We start from the raw sequence: 15,157 nt of genomic DNA, 5'->3' as shown, positions 1-15,157 counted from the left end.
GGGTAACAAAATTACGGGTTACGCAGGTATACATCAAAACGATGTTTCTTGCTGCTAATCGACATGGTTGGGGCCATGCCATCCAAAAAAGGAGCACTGTCCGGGCGTTTTACTACTACCCGTTTGCTGGCCAAGGCCAAGGCGGGGGCTAACAGTTTATCCGCATCCTGATCAGAGCCTAATAGCTGCTGAAAAATACGCATTTCTTTTTTGACTAGAGCGGCTTTTTTACGATGGGGAAACATAGGGTCCAGATAAATCACCTCAGGCTGACTACCCGGCCAATTCGCCAGCAGCTCGTAGCTCACCCCGTGATAAAGCGTCATGCGGTGTGGCAACCAGCGGCCTAACTCACCATCGAGGGCCGCCCGTTGCAATCCGTCACTTAACAAGGCTGCCACCACTGGGGAGCGCTCGATCATGTCTACCGTGCAACCGGAATTGGCCAATACAAAAGCATCCCGGCCTAAACCGGCGGTGGCATCCAATACCCGCAGCGGCCCGTTACCTTTTAGGCCCACCGCCTTGATGATGGCTTCTTTTTTGCCGCCATGTAAGCGCCGGTAAGTCAGGGCATCTGAAGTAAAATCCACCAGCACCGCCCCTACTTTGGGTTCATCCAGCTGTTTCAGTTCCAGATGGGTAGCCTGCTGTACTAAGGCCAGGCCCGAGCTTACCGCGGCGACATAAAGCAGTTGCCATTTTTGTGCCATCTGTTTGGCCTTGGCAATACACTCAAGCTGGGCATCTGGGACAGTGGTGACGACTATAACTTGGTTTAACTCAACAACGTCAGGCATGGCCATAATGCTCCCGGCTGCCTAACCAGCGGTTGATGATCCCTTGGGCGTTAGCGGGATGGGCTTGCCACAAATGTTCGGCCATCTGCTGAACCTGAGGGATAAGGTCAGCATCACGCACCAGATCGGCTATTTTAAGATCAGCCAAGCCGGTTTGTTTGGTTCCTAATAATTCACCTGGTCCGCGGATCTCCAGGTCTTGTTGGGCGATGTAAAACCCATCGTGTGATTCACGCAAGACCGATAAACGTTTGCTGGCGGTTTTCGATAGCGGGCTTTGATACATCAATACGCAGTGGCTTTCCACTGAGCCCCGCCCTACCCGGCCACGCAATTGATGCAACTGGGCTAACCCCAGACGTTCCGGATTTTCTATGATCATTAAACTGGCATTAGGCACATCTACCCCCACTTCTATCACCGTGGTGGCCACCAGCAAATCGAGTCGCCCCTCCTTGAAATCCAGCATTAACTGCTGCTTTTCGACGGATTTTAAGCGCCCATGCACCAGGCCAACCTTAAGTTCAGGCAAGATTGTGGTCAGAACAATAGCAGTATCTTGGGCTGCCTGGGATTGCAATACTTCTGACTCTTCAATCAAGGTGCATACCCAATAGGTTTGCCGCCCCTGTTCAACAGTGGCTTTGCGCACCCGTTCAATCACTTCTGAGCGGCGCGTATCCGGCAATACAACGGTGGTAATAGGTCTGCGCCCGGGGGGTAACTCGTCAATCACTGAGGTATCCAGATCCGCGTAGGCGGTCATCGCTAAAGTGCGCGGAATGGGAGTGGCAGTCATGATCAACTGATGGGGAAACGCCCCCTGTAACAGACCTTTTTCCCGCAGGGCCAGTCGCTGATGCACCCCAAATCTGTGTTGCTCATCGACGATCACCAGCCCTAAGGCCTGGTAATTCACCGCCTCTTGAAATACCGCATGGGTGCCCACCAACAACTGCAACTCACCAGTGGCCAATTGACTTAAGGTCTGGGTCCTGACTTTGCCCTTAAGTTTGCCCGCTAACCAACCCACTTCAATGCCCAGCGGCGTAAACCAGCCCTGAAAATTCAGCATATGCTGCTCAGCCAGTAATTCGGTGGGAGCCATCAACACCACCTGATAGCCAGCGCCTATGGCAGACAGTGCTGCCATAGCCGCCACCAGGGTTTTACCTGAGCCCACATCCCCTTGTACTAAACGCATCATGGGGGTGGCTTGTTGCATATCCTGTTGGATGTCTTTACACACCCGTTGCTGGGCTGCGGTAAGTTGAAAGGGCAAACTGTCCAGCAAACGCTGCAATAATTCAGCATTGGGCATGATCTTCAGGCCAGGCTGTTGGCGGTTTTGCTGGCGCACCTTGAGCACACTCAAATGGTGGGCCAGCAGTTCTTCCAGGGCCAAGCGCCGCTGGGCAGGATGTTTACCTTGTTCGAGCAACCCCATAGTGACATCAGGTGGGGGGCGGTGCACTAGTTGCAACGCTGCAACCAAACCAATTTGTTGCTGATACAAACCATCGGGTAACAGTTCAGCCAGACCGCCTTTGGTCAACAATCCCAGGGCTTGTTCGGTTAGCTTACGCAGGGAAATTTGTTTGATCCCTTCGGTGGCTGGGTACACCGGAGTCAATGATTCAGTCAGGTTGGCCGGAGACTCGGGGTCGATGACTTTGTATTCCGGGTGCATGATCTCCAGGCCATACTTACCGCTGCGCACCTCTCCAAAACAGCGAATATGCGTACCGATTTCCAGGCTGTTTTTTTGCGCCGCCGAAAAGTGGAAAAAACGTAACGTCAGCGTACCGCTGCCGTCACTGATACGTGCCACCAACATACGTTTGCGACCAAACTGCACATCGCAGGACATCACTTCCCCTTGAACACTGGTATGCAGGTGGGGCATCAAATCGCCAATGGGGTAAACCCGGGTGCGATCCTCGTAGCGATGGGGCAGATGAAACAGCAAATCCTGCACGCTGAGCAAATTCAGTTTGGCCAGCTTTTCAGCCACCTTGCTGCCAACGCCTTTGAGCCCAGTGATGGGCATATGAGCTAATCCGCGCATCGTATTAAATACCGGTCCTTGAATATTAAAGCTGGCAGCAGATCCCAATACAGAAGCTGGCATGCCAAATGATACCAGCCATTATACGCGACGAAACAGCCTAAGGTGGCAACAAAATACTCCCTAAGTCACTGAATACTATAACAAGCCCTATTCGATGGAATATTTAGCCGCTTGATACAGCAATTCGGGAGACAGGCGAGTCTGATAGTCAGGGTTAATGTAGCTGAATTTGACCAGGCCATTTTGATCAACAATTAACACCCCCGGGGCCAGTGACACGGCTTTGCCGGTGACATCCTGGTGATTTAAGTCGATATTGGGGGTAGCTTGGCCAACCAGCAGAGGCGTGATATCAGTATCTGAATCAGCTATTTGACTACGATTTAAAGCGTGGGACCCAAAAGATAAACAACTCAGTAAAAGAACCATAAACGCTGCATCGGGCATGAAGTATTCCAGTTATGAAAATATGACTATGACTATGACTAGCCAAATATGACTTGTCAATCTGCGCAATCATTTCGCGCCAAGCTGCCGGAATAACCATTGGCCCATTAAAGATGTATTATTCAGCCAGTTGCTCGATATTACGCATACCTTTTTTGGTCATTTGCATCTGTTGCCACCAGTTGGCATCCGCGACTATCATGCCGTTTTCGTCAATATAGGGATAGGCTATGCCCTTGCGCTCACACACCTTGTGTAATACGGGAAAGCCCCCTTCGAATAACATGCGTTGACATTCTTGTTCACTTAAGTGGATTTGCTCATACATACCGGCCAACTGGCGCTGGCGCTGGGCTTCGTACAATACCACTGCCGCCGCTACGGACACATTCAAGGATTGCACCATGCCAACCATAGGCACCAGAATATTTTTATCCGCTAAGGCGATGGCTTGTTCAGTGGCACCGTGTTTTTCCTGACCAAGAATAATAGCCGTGGGCAAGGTGTAATCTATGTCACGAAAATCCACTGCGTCCGGGGATAAATGGGTCACCAGCACTTGCATCTTTTGCTGTTTCAAGTGGCAAACCGCTTCATCTATGCTGCTATGAATGTCGGTATAAACCCAATTCTGGCTGCCCATAGCTGTGCTTTTACGCAGCTTGGCTTTTTTATCCCACACCGCATGCACCCGGTGCACGCCTACGGCATCGCAGCTACGCACTACGGCAGACACATTATGCGGCTTGTGCACTTGTTCCATACACACAGTCAAGCTGGGCTGACGAGTGCGGAGTAATTTACGAATACGCGCATAGCGTTCCGGTGACATAGTTGCCAAAACAGTCATAATCTATTCACTTGTAAACGCTGCTGATAAAGAGGCTGAGCCCTTATTCTGGTAATTCCATGACACCGTCGATTTCAATTTGAGCCCCTTTGGGCAAGGCTCTCACCCCTATTGCGGCGCGTGCCGGGTAAGGTTGTTTGAAATACTGGCTCATGATTTCGTTGACCTTGGCAAAATTCGACAGGTCCGTTAAATAGATATTGACCTTGGCTAGATCATTAGTGCTACCACCGGCAGCTTCACATACCGCCTGCACATTTTTAAATACCTGCTTGGCTTGCTCGGCAAAATCTTCGGAGACCATTTCCATGGTTGCAGCCACTAATGGGATCTGCCCGGATAGATATACGGTCGTGCCTGACTTAATCGCCTGACTGTAAGTGCCAATAGCTTGTGGGGCCTGGTCGGTATGAATAACAGACTTAGACATAATGTTCTTCCCTTGTTATATGTTATGAGATTTATTTTGTTTTGACTGGCTGTGTCTCGATACCCGTTGTACTTCGGGCATAGTGCGTATTTTACGCATGACGTCCGCCAGTTGGATGCGATTTTTGGTGGTCAGCTCTATATCAATATAATAGATGCCGCTTTCTTTTTCTTCAGTTTGTAAACCGACTATGTTTGAGCCACAGGATGCCACGGTATTGGTCAGAGTGGCCAGGGTACCCTGATGATTGATCAGTTCAATGCGCAGTGCCGCCTTGAACTCCCCATGGGGATTTTCGTCCCACTTCATCACCAATATCCGTTGCGGTTCTTCCCGGCTAAGTTTGCGAATATTACTGCAACCCGCCTGGTGGATCATCATGCCCCGTCCCGGACTGAGTACCGCGACGATTTCATCCCCGGGGATGGGGTGGCAACAACGGGAAAACGCCACCAGTAAACCTTCGGTGCCTTTGATGGCTACCTTGCGGCCTTTTTCTGGCAGTACCGCCGCTTCACCGAGCAAACGCCGGGCGACTATGGCGCTCAATTCATTACCCAGGCCAATGTCAGCCACCAAAGCGGCGAAATCTTCATGTTTGGTTTCTTGCAAAACCCGATCGATGTCCGCTTGGGGGATCTCATCCAGTTTGGTTTTACCCAAAGCATGGCGTAGCAAACGGTTGCCCATGGTAAAGGCTTCTTCCGAGCGCTGATTTTTCAAATAATGACGAATATGTGAGCGCGCTTTGGCACTGACCACAAAGTTCAGCCAGCTGGCATTGGGTTTGGCTCTGGGCGAGGTAATAATTTCTATGGTCTGACCATTATCCAGAGGTTTACTCAGGGAATAGGGACGTCTTTCGACTTTGACCCCTACGCAGGTATTGCCGATGTCGGTATGCACCGCATAAGCAAAATCTACCGCTGTGGCGCCCATAGGTAATTCAATGATGCGTCCGTCCCGAGTAAATACATAGATTTCATCCGGGAAGAGATCCGTTTTCACATTTTCGATAAATTCAAACGACGAACTGGCGCTTTGCTGGAGCTCGATCAAAGACTGCATCCATTTACGGGCACGTACCTGGGCCGTAGTATCGCTGCTGTCGTCATCGTCTTTGTATAACCAGTGGGCGGCCACGCCTATGTCAGCCATTTTATCCATTTCGGTGGTGCGGATCTGAATTTCCACCGGAATACCGTGGGGGCCGATAAGCGACGTATGCAAAGACTGATAACCGTTAGTGCGGGGAATGGCCACATAATCCTTGAAACGGCTTTCGATAGGTTTATACAGACCGTGCATGGCGCCCAAAGCCCGGTAACAGTTATCCACGCTATCCACCACTACCCGAAAAGCATAGATGTCCATCACTTCATTGAACATCAGTTCTTTGTTTTTCATTTTGCGGTAAATGGAATACAGATGTTTTTCACGGCCACTGGTAACCGCGTTAATGCCGTATGACGCTAACCGGGTTTCCACCTCTTTACGGGTGTTTTCGATAACTTCTTTACGGTTGCCCCTTGCCTGTTTGACCGCAGCTAGTAATGCCCGGTGGCGCATGGGATACATGGCTTGGAACCCCAGGTCTTCCAACTCATTTTTTATATCGTGAATACCCAAGCGATGGGCGATGGGGGCGTAAATTTCCAGAGTCTCCCGGGCAATACGCCGACGCTTGTCAGGGCGCAACGACCCCAGGGTGCGCATATTGTGGGTGCGATCCGCCAGCTTGATCAAGATCACCCGGATATCCTGCACCATGGCCATCATCATCTTGCGAAAATTTTCCGCCTGGGCTTCTTGTTTGTTACTAAAATGGATCTTTTCGAGTTTACTGACGCCTTCCACCAGCTCACCCACAGCTTCACCAAATTGGGCGCTTAGGCTTTCTTTGTTGTGGTGTGTATCTTCGATTACATCGTGCAACAAAGCAGCCATCAGGGTTTCGTGATCCAGGCGCATGTCGGCCAAGATCCCGGTCACGGCCACGGGATGAGTAATATAGGGATCGCCACTTGAACGCATTTGCCCGTCGTGGGCATCGCGGGCAACCACAAAGGCACGCTGAGTCTCCGCTACCTTATCAGGTGGCAGATAGGCCTCTAATTTTTGTTTTAAACCTTCAAATAGATACAAGTGCTACGTGTCTCGACTAATGAATGTTTAAGAATACGGTGATTTAGGCAGGAAGCCAACGGCTAAACATCGCTCTGATGGGTAGCCGCTAAAAATTAGGCTCTTTTTTACTGTTCTTGCAGAATATTGGCTGCGGTTGCAAATTCAGCATGATCCTGGGCGTGTTGGTCACGCATATCTTCCGCTTCCAAGGTTGCAGCAGTCACAAAACCTTGTTCGATTTCACGTAAAGCGACCACGGTAGGTTTATCTGTACCCACGGGCACATGAGAAACTTTGCCTTCGATAGCAAGCTGTCGTGCACGACGTGCTGCGACTAAAACCAAATCAAACCGGTTGCCAATTTTGTTTACGGCATCTTCAACTGTTACGCGAGCCATTTGGATCTCCGTCGAGTAGTATGAAAAAAGGTCGCATAGTGTACTGATTTACGCCCCGCTTTAAAAGCTATTTGATCAAGTATGCGTAAGATCCACTGCAATAAAGATCTTGAAGGTATTTTCAACTTGGGTTTATACTGTTTGCTCTTGTCGGAGTGCCTTAGTGCTGAGACCGTTAATTCGGGATCCGTTGAACCTGATCGAGTTAGTACTCGCGAAGGAAACAAGCGTGATTTATGCTAAGTATTACAGTTTTTATCTGCAATACCTGGTTGTCATCATTTTACTAATAATTGTGTTTTTTACATCGCTTAGCTGTGTATTAGTTATCAATTGATAGTGCTTTTCAACAACCCCCCTCCAGACAAGCAACTTCCTTTACAACAGTATATGAGAGATTGCTAATGTCGAACCGTCGCCAAACCCGTGCCCAGGCACAACAATTTTTAGATAACTTAAAACCCTTATTACATCCTAATTCAAGCAAAGTTTATTTGCCCGGGACTTTGCACCCTATACGAGTTGGAATGCGCGCAATCAGGCAAACTGATACCATTTTAAATGACACACAAGAAACACCGTTAACCACCTGCAACCCCGATATTATGGTCTATGACTGCGCGGGGGCTTACTCTGATCCCGAGGCGAAGATCACTGTGCATCAGGGCTTAGCCAAATTACGTCGTGATTGGATTGTGGCCCGGGGTGACGTTGAACAATTACCCCACGCAAGTTCTCGTTACACCCAGCAGCGCATGGCGGAAGACGGGCTAGATGATCTGCGTTTTGATGCCCTGCATACCCCCTTAAAAGCCAAACCTGGTCACTGTGTAACCCAAATGCATTACGCCAAAGCGGGCATCATCACACCAGAAATGGAATACATTGCCATTCGCGAGAACATGGCTCGTGAGCTAGTAAGCGATAAAGTACTGACCCAAAAAGCGCAAGGCCATGCCTTTGGTGCCAATATCGGTCAACTTATTAGCGCAGAATTTGTGCGTACGGAAGTGGCCCGGGGTCGCGCCATCATCCCGGTAAATATTAACCACCCTGAATCTGAGCCCATGATTATTGGCCGCAACTTTCTGGTCAAAGTAAACGCTAATATCGGTAACTCAGCCGTGACCTCTTCCATCGAAGAGGAAGTAGAGAAGCTGGTATGGTCAACGCGTTGGGGTGCCGACACGGTGATGGACTTGTCCACAGGTCGTTACATTCATGAAACCCGGGAATGGATAATACGCAATTCTCCCGTGCCAATTGGCACTGTGCCTATTTATCAAGCCCTGGAAAAAGTAAACGGTGTGGCCGAAGATCTGACATGGGAAGCCTTCCGCGATACGTTGCTGGAACAAGCGGAACAGGGAGTCGATTATTTTACTATTCATGCCGGCGTGTTACTGCGCTATGTGCCAATGACGGCAAAACGGCTGACGGGCATTGTTTCCCGAGGTGGCTCAATCATGGCCAAATGGTGTCTGTTCCATCATAAAGAAAGCTTTTTATACCAGCACTTCCGGGAAATCTGTCAGATATGTGCGGCTTATGATGTGTCCTTGTCATTAGGTGACGGCATGCGTCCCGGTTGTATTGCCGATGCCAATGATCAGGCTCAGTTCGCCGAATTAGAAACCTTGGGGGAATTGGTCAAAATCGCCTGGGAATACGACGTGCAAACCATCATAGAAGGTCCGGGCCACATACCCATGCAACTGATTAAAGAGAACATGGATAAACAGTTGGCCATCTGCGACGAAGCGCCTTTTTATACCCTGGGTCCTCAAACCACCGACATTGCCCCCGGTTATGATCATTTCACCTCTGGCATAGGCGCTGCCATGATAGGTTGGTTTGGCTGTGCAATGTTGTGTTATGTCACCCCCAAGGAACACTTAGGCTTGCCCAACAAAGACGATGTTAAACAAGGATTGATAGCCTATAAAATTGCAGCCCATGCAGCAGATGTAGCCAAAGGCCACCCTGGGGCACAAATTCGGGATAATGCCTTATCTAAAGCCCGTTTTGAATTTCGCTGGGAAGATCAATACAACCTAGGTTTGGATCCCGATACAGCCCGTGCCTATCATGATGAGTCTTTGCCACAAGAATCAGCCAAAGTAGCGCATTTTTGTTCCATGTGTGGACCTAAATTTTGCTCGATGAAAATCACCCAAGAAGTACGGGACTACGCCGCTAAACAAGAACTTGAAGTAGAAAATGATGCCTCTCGTTTGGTGGAAAGTCGCATGTTGAGCGAACAAGACATCCAACAAGCCATGGCAACCAAGTCAGCAGAATTTAAGGCGCAAGGGGCGCAGATTTACACCCCAATCAAAGTCACCACTGAGGCTGACTAAACATGAGGACCTTCAATTCACCGACTGACAGAAAAAGTCAGTCCGCCCCTGCCCGTCCTATTGTTTGGAGCATTGCCGCTTCAGACAGCGGCGGCGGCGCCGGTATTCAAGCTGACACCTTAACAATTCAAGATTTGGGTGGGCATGCCTGTAATATTGTCACGGCGATCACCGCGCAAAATTCAGTAGAGGTCACCGCTATCACCGCCACCGCTGTTGATATGCTGACCCATCAACTCAGCTGTTTGTTAACCGATATGCCACCCCAAGCCATCAAGGTCGGGGTATTAGCCAATGGTGCACAAGTACGCCTGTTGGCAAACTGGTTAGCTGGAACGTTGGCGCTTTATCAGCAAAAATACGACATTAACATTCCCGTTATTTGGGATCCCGTGATGTTAGCCAGCACAGGCCAAGAGCTGACGGCACATAACGATTCACCCACACAGGATGACTATCTGTTATTGGCTAAAAAGGTTAGTTTGGTGACCCCTAATGGCCAAGAATTAATGTATTTAACCGGGACAACAGTCAAACCTGAGACACAAAAATCATGGCAATATCTAAGTGAAATATTGGCCCAGGCGATCAATACCCAGGTATTACTCACAGGCGGTGATAACCATCCGTCACTTGCCACCGACTGGTTGGTCGCCCATAAAATCGCCGATACCTCTATGCAGCATCAGCACCAGTTAATTGGATTTTGTCACAGCAAAATCATCACCCTTCACAACCACGGTAGCGGTTGCACCTTTTCATCTGCTATCGCCACCTCCATGGCTTTAGGTTACCCATTGTTGGATGCCATTACTGTCGCCAAAGCCTATGTGAGCCAAGGATTACGCCAGGGTTATGCACCTGGAAAAGGCGCGGGAGTACTGGCACGTTGCGGCTGGCCAAACGCCCTGATGTATTTCCCCAAAATTATTTTATGTGATTACCCGAGCCTGGCAGCGGACCAAAATTTGTCTTTTGCAATGATTGAGACCCCCCTGCAAGTTTACCCTGTGACCCAATCACTGTGGGTTTTGGAGGCAGTGTTAAAAGCCGGTACGCGTACTGCACAGTTTAGAATGAAAGATCCAAGCAATATCGAGGAGCTAGAGCAACAAATCCAACAGGCCATTGTCCTAGGAAGGCGCTACCAAGGGCAAGTATTTATCAACGACCACTGGCAACTGGCCATTAAACACGGGGCCTTTGGCGTGCATTTGGGCCAGGAAGATATGCTGCAAGCCAACCTTAAACACATAGCACAGGCTGGCTTAGCCCTAGGGCTGTCATCCCATGGTTATTTTGAGCTATTGTTAGCCCAACAACTTCATCCGAGTTATTTAGCTATTGGCCACATCTTTGTTACCCCGACCAAAACCATGCCTTCTCAACCCCAAGGTTTGACAAAACTCAGTCGCTACTGCGCCTTATTAAAAAGCCACATCCCCTTAGTGGCAATCGGTGGGATCAATGAAGACAACTTAGCCCAACTTCATGCTACCCAAGTGGATACTGTCGCCATTGTTCGGGCCATAGAGCAGGCCGAGGATCCAGGGTTAAGCTGGCAAAAATTACAGCACCAATGGCAGAATTTTGCATGACTGTTGCTGATATAAATAAAGACCTGACTGACGCGCAATTGATCCGATATTACCGGCAAATTTTGTTGCCTCAGGTGCAAGAATCAGGTCAAACCCTTGTGTTGCAACACCATGTGTTAATTGTTGGAGTCGGTGGCCTGGGTAATCACGTCGCACAACAATTAGCTGCGGCTGGGGTCGGTCATATTCATTTAATGGATGATGATAGGGTTGAAATCTCTAACCTGCCCAGGCAAGTTCTCTTTGGTCCAAAAGACCTTGGACAAGACAAAGTACAGATAGCCAAAGAATGGATTGAACGACATTGCGAAAATGCGGTTGTCAGTGCTTGCAAGCAAAAATTTAGCCCTGAATTTGCCGACATCTACGTAAAAAATCACGCTGTGTTGCAAGAGGCCATAAACCAAAATAAATTACTGGTGCTAGATTGCTCCGACAATATGCACACACGCCAGGGTGTTAATCGCTGGTGTGTGGGACAACAACTGCCTTTGGTGAGTGCCGCCATTAGCGCCTTTGACGGCCAATTGTTGTTAATAGATGCCAAACGCCTGCCCCAAGCTGGCTGTTATCACTGTATTTTCAGTCAAACACAGGTCACCCAAGACTGTGCCAGCATGGGGGTGCTCGGCCCCTCCGTCGCGGTGGTGGCAAGTATGCAGGCCCTGCTCGCCATTAAATCTATTTTGCAAATCCCCTCCACTGAGACTTGTCTTTATATATTCGACGGCCTCAGTTTAGGTTGGCGTCAGCTAAACCGTAAACGGGATCCAAGTTGCCCCATATGCCAACATTGGCCCCAGCAAACGTCTATTTCACCTTGCCATGAAGGCGCCCAGTTATGTTAGTTATTTTCATTAATAATCACCCCCAGCCTGTTAGCCCAGGCACTAATTTGCATCAGGCGCTCTTAGCCAATATGGCTCTTGAACCCCAAGTCGATTTGGCCAATATCGCTGCGGTAGTCAATCAGCACATTATTCCCAAAAGCCAATGGCAACGGCATATATGCCAACACAACGACCACATCGAGCTATTTAACCCAGTCGCGGGAGGCTAAACCATGTTAACCATTGCCAACCATACATTTAGTTCTCGTCTGTTTAGTGGTACCGGTAAATTTACCAGTAAACACGTCATGTTAGCTGCACTGCAGGCTTCCGGTTCAGAGCTTGTCACCCTGGCGATTAAACGCATAGATGTTAAACAAGGTACGGATAATCTAATCGAACCACTGGCCCAGCTTGGGGTGAAATTGCTACCTAACACCTCAGGGGCACGCAATGCAAAAGAGGCCATATTTGCAGCTCAGTTAGCCCAAGAAATGTTTGCCACCAACTGGATTAAACTTGAAATTCACCCGGATCCTAAATACCTCATGCCCGATGCGGTGGAAACCTTGCTCGCCGCTGAAGCGTTGGTTAAACAGGGCTTTGTGGTTTTACCCTATGTTCATGCCGACCCCGTTTTATGTCACCGTTTAGAAGAAGTGGGGTGCAGCGCTGTCATGCCTCTTGCCAGCCCCATAGGCAGTAACCAGGGATTACTAACTCGGGAGTTTTTACGCATTATTATTGAACAAGCCAATGTGCCTGTGATTATCGATGCAGGCATTGGTTGCCCTTCTGACGCTACCGCGGCCATGGAACTGGGCGCCGACGCAGTATTGGTCAATACCGCCATCGCGTCGAGCGCTGAGCCTGTGGTGATGGCCAGATGTTTCAAAGATGCGGTTAAAACCGGTCGCTTGGCTTATCAGGCCGGTTTAGGCAAGGTGAGTTTACAGGCAAAACACACCAGCCCCTTAACGGGATTTTTATCCAACGATAAGGGGCTCGCCCATGAGCTTTGAGCAGGTTTTTGCTGGCATTGACCGAGACCATTTACGCCTGTCTATGTATACCTCGACGGCGGCGGATGTAGAACAAGCGTTACAGCAACCGGCCGGTGACATTCAGGCTTTGATGGCTTTGCTGTCACCGGCTGCGCAACCTTATATTGAGCAAATGGCGCAACAAGCCATGTTCCTCACTCAGCAGCGATTTGGGCACAATGTCAGCCTGTTTATTCCCCTGTATTTATCTAATCTGTGTGCCAACGAATGTGATTATTGCGGTTTTACCATGAGCAATAAAATCAAACGTAAAACCCTCAATGCCCTAGAAATAACCCAAGAAATTGAGATCATTAAAGGGCGTGGATTTGATTCCGTATTGCTCGTTTCCGGCGAGCATGAAAACAAGGTGGGTATTGACTATTTTGCCCAGATGTTGCCCCTGGTTAAACAGCATTTCAGCCAGGTGGCAATGGAAGTACAGCCTTTAACGGTCCGTGAATATCAGACATTGCGCAGCCTGGGTCTGGATGCTGTCATGCTTTATCAGGAAACCTATCAAACGGCGACCTACGCTAAACATCATACCCGGGGTAAAAAACGCGATTTTAACTATCGCTTAAATAGTCCGGACAGGCTCGGTCAGGCAGGAGTCGACAAGATTGGTTTAGGGGTATTGCTGGGATTAGACGACTGGCGCCTAGATGCCCTTTTGATGGGGTATCATCTGCAATATCTGGAAAAGCGTTACTGGCGCAGTAAATACAGTATTTCCTTACCTCGTTTACGCCCCTGTACGGGCGGGATCACCCCGCAATATCCGATCTCTGATATTGGTTTGGTGCAGGTAATTTGTGCCTTTAGACTATTTAGCCAGCAACTTGAAATTAGCTTATCTACCCGAGAAAACCCAACATTGAGAGATAACCTCATTCCCCTGGGTATTACGCATATGAGTGCCGGCAGTTCGACTCAGCCTGGGGGGTATGCCGCACCCGCAAGTCAGCTCGACCAATTTGAGATAAGTGATGATCGCAACATCGCACAGGTGGTTAACATGTTGAGCAACAAAGGTTACCAGGCGGTTTTTAAAGACTGGGAAGCGGGCTGGCGTTAGTGTCCGCCAGCGAACAACAACATGAAGCGACGTTAGTCTGACAACAAGTTATCAAACAAGGTTTGATGTCGTACTACCTGTTTTTCTTTGCGCAAGCGCCGGCTGGACACTATGGCGTCGAGTTCGGCCAATGCAGCGGCAAAATCGTCGTTGACCACGATAAAATCGAATTCATGATAGTGGGATATTTCCGCCACGGCCTTGGCCATGCGTTTAGCAATAATCTCTGGGCTATCTTGTCCACGTTCGGTTAACCGCCTGTGCAGTTCGTCTTTGGACGGTGGTGCCACAAAGATCGTCGCCGTATCCGGGATCTGGGCTTTAACCTGCCTGGCGCCCTGCCAATCGATATCCAAAAATACGTCTATGCCTTTACGTAAGGTTTGTTCAATCACGATTTTGGAGGTGCCATAATAATTTCCAAACACTTCGGCCCACTCAAAAAAAGCATCTTGCTCGATCAGACCCTGAAACTCTTTACGGCTGACAAAATGGTAATCCACCCCCTGTTTTTCACCTGGCCTTGGGGCTCGAGTGGTATGGGAGACAGAAACCTGCATGGCGTTGCTATGAGTATCGGTCGAATGATGTTTCTCGAGCAAAGCTTTAATTAAGCTGGATTTACCTGCTCCCGAGGGGGCAGCGAGTATAAATAAATTTCCGAGTGTCTGTGGCATAGGTGATTTTCAATCAAGTTAGTGGATAAAGTGGGTGTTGCGAATTGTGTGCGATGTTAGCATATTCATTTCCCCAATGGTGCTAATGCACCACAAACCACTAAAACAGGTAAGGCAAAAATGAACGACAGCCAATATCATCAAATGGTAGACGAGTTATTAATTAGCCTGGAAGAATTACTGGACGACTGCGAAGTAGACATTGACTACGAATCCGCCAGCAGCATTTTGACTCTGATTTTTGAAAACGGCACTAAAATCATCATCAATAAACAACCCCCCCTACATCAAATTTGGGTAGCTACCAAATTTAATGGACACCATTTTAACTTTCAAAATGGCCAGTGGATAGACGAGCGCGGGGGCTCGGAATTTTGGCAATTTATGAATGAGGCCGCCACCAGACAGGCAGGTCAGCCGGTATCCTTTGAACGCCCAAGCAAATAAG

Annotated in this window: 15 protein-coding genes and 1 riboswitch; of the genes, 7 read left to right on the top strand and 8 right to left on the bottom strand. The window is 49.0% G+C overall.

What is annotated here, in order from left to right; translation table 11 throughout:
* Nucleotides 1-11: 11 nt before the first annotated feature.
* The 7 genes from AC3RV5_RS01840 to rpoZ form a co-directional block, all read right to left on the bottom strand.
* A complete protein-coding gene (locus tag AC3RV5_RS01840; RefSeq protein ID WP_489730299.1) occupies nucleotides 12-806 on the bottom strand; it encodes a class I SAM-dependent methyltransferase in 795 nt (264 codons plus the stop codon).
* On the bottom strand, nucleotides 793-2,868 hold the full coding sequence (recG, locus tag AC3RV5_RS01835; protein ID WP_489732071.1) for an ATP-dependent DNA helicase RecG: 2,076 nt from the start codon (nucleotides 2,866-2,868) through the stop codon (nucleotides 793-795). Before recG ends, AC3RV5_RS01840 begins: the two co-directional genes overlap by 14 nt.
* 150 nt (nucleotides 2,869-3,018) lie before the next feature.
* Nucleotides 3,019-3,318 (bottom strand): hypothetical protein, encoded by a 300-nt coding sequence (locus tag AC3RV5_RS01830; protein ID WP_489730298.1) that lies wholly within the window; start codon nucleotides 3,316-3,318, stop codon nucleotides 3,019-3,021.
* Nucleotides 3,319-3,436: 118 nt separating this feature from the next.
* Nucleotides 3,437-4,150, bottom strand: a complete 714-nt coding sequence (trmH, locus tag AC3RV5_RS01825; RefSeq protein WP_489732070.1) for a tRNA (guanosine(18)-2'-O)-methyltransferase TrmH — start codon at nucleotides 4,148-4,150, stop codon at nucleotides 3,437-3,439.
* A gap of 61 nt (nucleotides 4,151-4,211) precedes the next feature.
* Nucleotides 4,212-4,598 (bottom strand): RidA family protein, encoded by a 387-nt coding sequence (locus AC3RV5_RS01820; RefSeq protein ID WP_489730297.1) that lies wholly within the window; start codon nucleotides 4,596-4,598, stop codon nucleotides 4,212-4,214.
* 15 nt (nucleotides 4,599-4,613) lie between these two features.
* Nucleotides 4,614-6,743: a bifunctional GTP diphosphokinase/guanosine-3',5'-bis pyrophosphate 3'-pyrophosphohydrolase gene (gene spoT / locus AC3RV5_RS01815; RefSeq protein WP_489730296.1), complete on the bottom strand. Its 2,130-nt coding sequence runs from the start codon at nucleotides 6,741-6,743 to the stop codon at nucleotides 4,614-4,616.
* 107 nt (nucleotides 6,744-6,850) lie between these two features.
* Nucleotides 6,851-7,123, bottom strand: a complete 273-nt coding sequence (gene rpoZ, locus AC3RV5_RS01810; protein WP_489730295.1) for a DNA-directed RNA polymerase subunit omega — start codon at nucleotides 7,121-7,123, stop codon at nucleotides 6,851-6,853.
* A 141-nt stretch (nucleotides 7,124-7,264) separates the two neighbouring features.
* Nucleotides 7,265-7,363: riboswitch (TPP riboswitch) on the top strand.
* Between the two features lie 164 nt (nucleotides 7,364-7,527).
* Between rpoZ and thiC the strand changes: the two genes are divergently transcribed.
* From thiC to thiH, 6 genes are read left to right on the top strand one after another with little or no spacing between them, the layout of a single operon-like run.
* On the top strand, nucleotides 7,528-9,483 hold the full coding sequence (thiC, locus tag AC3RV5_RS01805; protein ID WP_489730294.1) for a phosphomethylpyrimidine synthase ThiC: 1,956 nt from the start codon (nucleotides 7,528-7,530) through the stop codon (nucleotides 9,481-9,483).
* Between the two features lie 2 nt (nucleotides 9,484-9,485).
* Nucleotides 9,486-11,081 (top strand): bifunctional hydroxymethylpyrimidine kinase/phosphomethylpyrimidine kinase, encoded by a 1,596-nt coding sequence (locus AC3RV5_RS01800; RefSeq protein WP_489730293.1) that lies wholly within the window; start codon nucleotides 9,486-9,488, stop codon nucleotides 11,079-11,081.
* Entirely contained in the window at nucleotides 11,078-11,929 is an 852-nt protein-coding gene (locus tag AC3RV5_RS01795; RefSeq protein ID WP_489730292.1) for a HesA/MoeB/ThiF family protein, read from the top strand. Before AC3RV5_RS01800 ends, AC3RV5_RS01795 begins: the two co-directional genes overlap by 4 nt.
* Entirely contained in the window at nucleotides 11,923-12,141 is a 219-nt protein-coding gene (gene thiS / locus AC3RV5_RS01790) for a sulfur carrier protein ThiS (RefSeq protein ID WP_489730291.1), read from the top strand. Before AC3RV5_RS01795 ends, thiS begins: the two co-directional genes overlap by 7 nt.
* A 3-nt stretch (nucleotides 12,142-12,144) precedes the next feature.
* On the top strand, nucleotides 12,145-12,933 hold the full coding sequence (locus AC3RV5_RS01785; protein WP_489730290.1) for a thiazole synthase: 789 nt from the start codon (nucleotides 12,145-12,147) through the stop codon (nucleotides 12,931-12,933).
* The gene (thiH, locus tag AC3RV5_RS01780; RefSeq protein ID WP_489730289.1) at nucleotides 12,923-14,032 is read left to right on the top strand and encodes a 2-iminoacetate synthase ThiH; all 1,110 of its coding nucleotides are present in this window, start codon (nucleotides 12,923-12,925) and stop codon (nucleotides 14,030-14,032) included. Before AC3RV5_RS01785 ends, thiH begins: the two co-directional genes overlap by 11 nt.
* A gap of 32 nt (nucleotides 14,033-14,064) precedes the next feature.
* Here the strand turns inward: thiH and gmk are convergent, their stop codons facing one another.
* A complete protein-coding gene (gene gmk / locus AC3RV5_RS01775; protein ID WP_489730288.1) occupies nucleotides 14,065-14,709 on the bottom strand; it encodes a guanylate kinase in 645 nt (214 codons plus the stop codon).
* 120 nt (nucleotides 14,710-14,829) lie between these two features.
* Between gmk and cyaY the strand changes: the two genes are divergently transcribed.
* Complete coding sequence (cyaY, locus tag AC3RV5_RS01770; protein ID WP_489730287.1) at nucleotides 14,830-15,156, top strand: iron donor protein CyaY; 327 nt, start codon at nucleotides 14,830-14,832, stop codon at nucleotides 15,154-15,156.
* Nucleotide 15,157 lies beyond the last annotated feature (1 nt).

Source organism: Paraglaciecola sp. IT1134, assembly GCF_058068185.1.
The sequence above is the reverse complement of the archived record's forward strand: the minus strand, read 5'-3'. Positions and strand labels throughout refer to the sequence as shown.